The sequence below is a fragment of the Vibrio sp. MMH1-50 genome, assembly GCF_022347645.1.
Taxonomy (GTDB): Bacteria; Pseudomonadota; Gammaproteobacteria; order Enterobacterales; family Vibrionaceae; genus Vibrio; species Vibrio harveyi.
The window spans coordinates 1-2960 of sequence record NZ_JAKRGG010000078.1; the positions used below are offsets into that span (position 1 = coordinate 1).

General features: G+C 41.7%; 5 protein-coding genes. 2 read left to right on the top strand and 3 right to left on the bottom strand.

Annotated features, from left to right (window positions below):
* Positions 1-225: 225 nt before the first annotated feature.
* Both MHO32_RS25395 and MHO32_RS25400 read right to left on the bottom strand, forming a co-directional pair.
* Positions 226-504 (bottom strand): type II toxin-antitoxin system RelE/ParE family toxin, encoded by a 279-nt coding sequence (locus MHO32_RS25395; protein WP_069523642.1) that lies wholly within the window; start codon positions 502-504, stop codon positions 226-228.
* Positions 501-785 (bottom strand): type II toxin-antitoxin system RelB/DinJ family antitoxin, encoded by a 285-nt coding sequence (locus MHO32_RS25400; protein WP_005398409.1) that lies wholly within the window; start codon positions 783-785, stop codon positions 501-503. The genes MHO32_RS25395 and MHO32_RS25400 overlap by 4 nt, the downstream gene beginning before the upstream one ends.
* 208 nt (positions 786-993) lie before the next feature.
* On the opposite strand from MHO32_RS25400, the gene MHO32_RS25410 reads away from it, so the two are divergent.
* Together MHO32_RS25410 and MHO32_RS25420 are read left to right on the top strand one after the other, a co-directional pair.
* Positions 994-1380 carry an NUDIX hydrolase gene (locus MHO32_RS25410; RefSeq protein WP_010648800.1) on the top strand — a complete coding sequence of 129 codons (387 nt, stop codon included), beginning with the start codon at positions 994-996 and terminating at the stop codon, positions 1378-1380.
* A 134-nt stretch (positions 1381-1514) separates the two neighbouring features.
* On the top strand, positions 1515-2315 hold the full coding sequence (locus MHO32_RS25420; RefSeq protein ID WP_239214950.1) for an HNH endonuclease: 801 nt from the start codon (positions 1515-1517) through the stop codon (positions 2313-2315).
* 158 nt (positions 2316-2473) lie between these two features.
* Here MHO32_RS25420 and MHO32_RS25425 read toward each other — a convergent pair whose 3' ends face one another.
* On the bottom strand, positions 2474-2824 hold the full coding sequence (locus MHO32_RS25425) for a hypothetical protein (RefSeq protein WP_239214953.1): 351 nt from the start codon (positions 2822-2824) through the stop codon (positions 2474-2476).
* Positions 2825-2960: the final 136 nt, after the last annotated feature.

A 2960-nucleotide genomic window follows, 5' to 3' on the forward strand; every position in this document is an offset into this window, starting at 1 on the left:
CCAATGTTTCTTGTTGGTTATGGTTTTTGGGTTGTCTGCTTAATGTATTTTGGTTTTAATTTGATTATCTCTTTTACTTCAGTAGCTTAACAAACTGTTCAAGAGGGATTCGCAACGCGTGGCATTTTCACTATGCGTTGGTTTAAGTGATTAAGGCGGTTTGCAGTAGCTTCGGTATTGCGCTGCTCACCCCTTAACAGGGCGTTAGTTCCCCAGAGGAAGCAATCAATCCGTAGGGAATTTTTGTTTCTGGTGTAGTACACGCATAACTCGGATGATATCGCCCTCGAGCCAGTAAGACACAATCATCGAAATCTCAGGAATAATGAGCAATCGTCCGCGGATACCATCTCGTTGTACACCCATTAAAGGTTGTTCAAGCAAGTTTTCTACTTTTGCTTCAATGAGGTTGTCAGTTTTTTCTGCCGCATCAGGGTTAAAGTCATAGAGAAACTCGAAGATCTTTTCACGATCATTAAGTGACTCTTCTTCCCATAAAATCATTGCTTACCTCGATTACGGATTCTGGCTTTGCGCTCTTCCATTCGAGACTTAGCAGTTTGGTGCTCAACGAAAACGGATTTTCCTGAGTCAAACTTCTCAAATGCTAGGTTTACTTGTTCAGTTAGCCATGCATCGTGAGATAATGTTTTTCTTTGTTGTTCTGCGAGTTGCTCAGTAAGTTCGCGGCAAGCATCACTTAAAGTTCGACCTTGGCTCTCAGCCATTTGTTGAGCTAGGCGCTTTGTTTCTTCATCAACACGAAATTGAATTCTAGTGTCCATGATTTATTCCTTTTTTGGTGTGTGTACAAATGTTAGCACTAGGCTTTGAGATGGGCAACTAACAAACAATTTAAGAGTGATTCGGCACGCGTGGCATTTTTACTATGCGTTGGTTTTAGTGATTAAGGTGGTATGCGGAAGCATCGTATTGCGTGCCTCACACCTTAATTGGGCGTTATGTGTATTTAGAAGAACAAGGAAAGTTCACATGAAAAATATTGCAATGGGCGTGGTCGTAAGAGATGGAAAAGTTCTTATCCAAAAGCGCTTCAGACGAGGGCAAGGGATGGTATTTGAATTCCCAGGCGGTTCTATTGACCCTGGTGAGTCAGGTAATCAAGCAGCAGTTAGAGAGCTGTGGGAAGAAACGGGACTGCAAGGTTTAAAGCGACTCGGTAGTCATCAAGCTAAAAATGATTTTGGTGGTGAAATTCATTATGTTGTTTTACGTGCGGGTAATGATACTGAGCCTCAGATGATTGATGAAGTAAGGCAGCAAACTTTCTTTTGGCTTGAGCCAAGTGCTATTCCACTTGGTGATTTTTATCGAGCTGATATCGAATTTATAGAGAATCACTTAAGCCAATACACATAACAAACGCTTCAAGACGGATTCGCAACGCGTGGCACATTTATCATGCGTTGATTTTAGTGATTTAGGTGGAATGCGGAAACATCGTATTGCGTTGCTCACCACTTAAGCGGGCGTTAGGAAATTTGAGGAAAGTTATGTACGCGGTGATAGTAGAAAATGATGTTTCTCAATGGGACGATGGTACAGGCGTTTTGTATCATTTTCCGAAGAGGTACTTAAAGTATCTAGAGCCAGGAACTCAAGTCATTTACTACAAGGGACGTATTAAAGACAAAGCGTATCAAGTAAATAGATTGTCAAACGAACCACACTATTTTGGTATTGGAACAATCGGCAAAGTATTTCCCGATAGAAATAGTACTAAAAGTGACTACTTTGGGACTATCGATAGTTTTGAAACATTCTCTAAGCCAATCCTTGCCAAAATAGATGGTAAATATTTAGAAAGTATTCCCTCTAACCTAATATCAAATTATTGGCGAAACGGTGTTAGACCTATATCTAAAGAAAACTATGACCTGATATTAGGGCACCTTTCTAAAGATGCCTTGCAAACTGCCAAGCCTAAGTATGGAGTGGAAGAAAGTAGTGACCAATCGAATATGTTTGAGTCATTTCATGAGGGTAACTTCAATAAGAAGTACGTCACTACGTATGAGAGAAATCCAAAATTAAGGCGCCAAGCAATAGCAATTCATGGGGCTACTTGCGCTGCGTGCGGTTTCGACTATGGCAAAGTTTATGGCAGCATCGGCGAGGGTTACATTCATATCCACCATAAAGTTCCAGTGTCGCGATTAGGTATTTCGACGTTAGTAGACCCAGAAAAAGATCTAGTTCCTTTATGCGCAAATTGTCACGCAATGGTTCATAGGAAAAAAGATCAGACTCTGTCGGTCGAAGAACTAAAAGTATTGCTGGGTTCAAATTCCTAACAAACTGTTCAAGAGGGATTCGCAACGCGTGGCATTTTTACTGTGCGTTAGTTTAAGTGATTAAGGTGGTATGCAGCGGCTTCGGTATTGCGTTGCTCACCCCTTAACAGGGCGTTAGTCGCCAGAAAAAGCTAGCTGTCAAAATCATGTTTCTAAGCTCAAAATTTGGCTGCTTGTTGTTCGGTTCCCAGGTTCATCGTTGTTGGTCCAAACTCATTTTCAGCTGTTTTAAGTCCAAAGTTTTGCAATTGTCCTAGCGGTTGTTTTGTTCTTTGGTGCTGACAGAACAGGGCAATCGAGAGTCTATTTTTGTTTGCAACTCTGCTCTGTGAGTTTGTTGGTTCAAAAACTGATCTACTCGCTGAAAAGGCGTTTTCTCTGGTGTGGTAAGTTCCACGTGGTTTCAGTGACTTTGTTGAAAGTCCGCACTGTGAGATTGGCTTTCCAAAAGTGTTTTTTGGTGTTGTCAGTCCGTTTTCTACGGCGTTGTTTGTTCCAAGTGGTTTCATTGAGTAGCCGCTTTGAGACTACGCCTGACGCAAGTGCATCAAAGCACATAAAGTTTGTTGTTCGCAAAGTTTAGTTCGGCTTAAAATTGTCGCTCGGTGCCTCGCGACTAACAAACTGCTCAAGAGGGATTCGCAA

Bases quoted from the DNA above. Each gene is read 5' to 3' on its own strand.
- MHO32_RS25395 (WP_069523642.1), bottom strand. From the start codon at position 504: ATGATTTTATGGGAAGAAGAGTCACTTAATGATCGTGAAAAGATCTTC.
- MHO32_RS25400 (WP_005398409.1), bottom strand. From the start codon at position 785: ATGGACACTAGAATTCAATTTCGTGTTGATGAAGAAACAAAGCGCCTA.
- MHO32_RS25410 (WP_010648800.1), top strand. From the start codon at position 994: ATGAAAAATATTGCAATGGGCGTGGTCGTAAGAGATGGAAAAGTTCTT.
- MHO32_RS25420 (WP_239214950.1), top strand. From the start codon at position 1,515: ATGTACGCGGTGATAGTAGAAAATGATGTTTCTCAATGGGACGATGGT.
- MHO32_RS25425 (WP_239214953.1), bottom strand. From the start codon at position 2,824: ATGAAACCACTTGGAACAAACAACGCCGTAGAAAACGGACTGACAACA.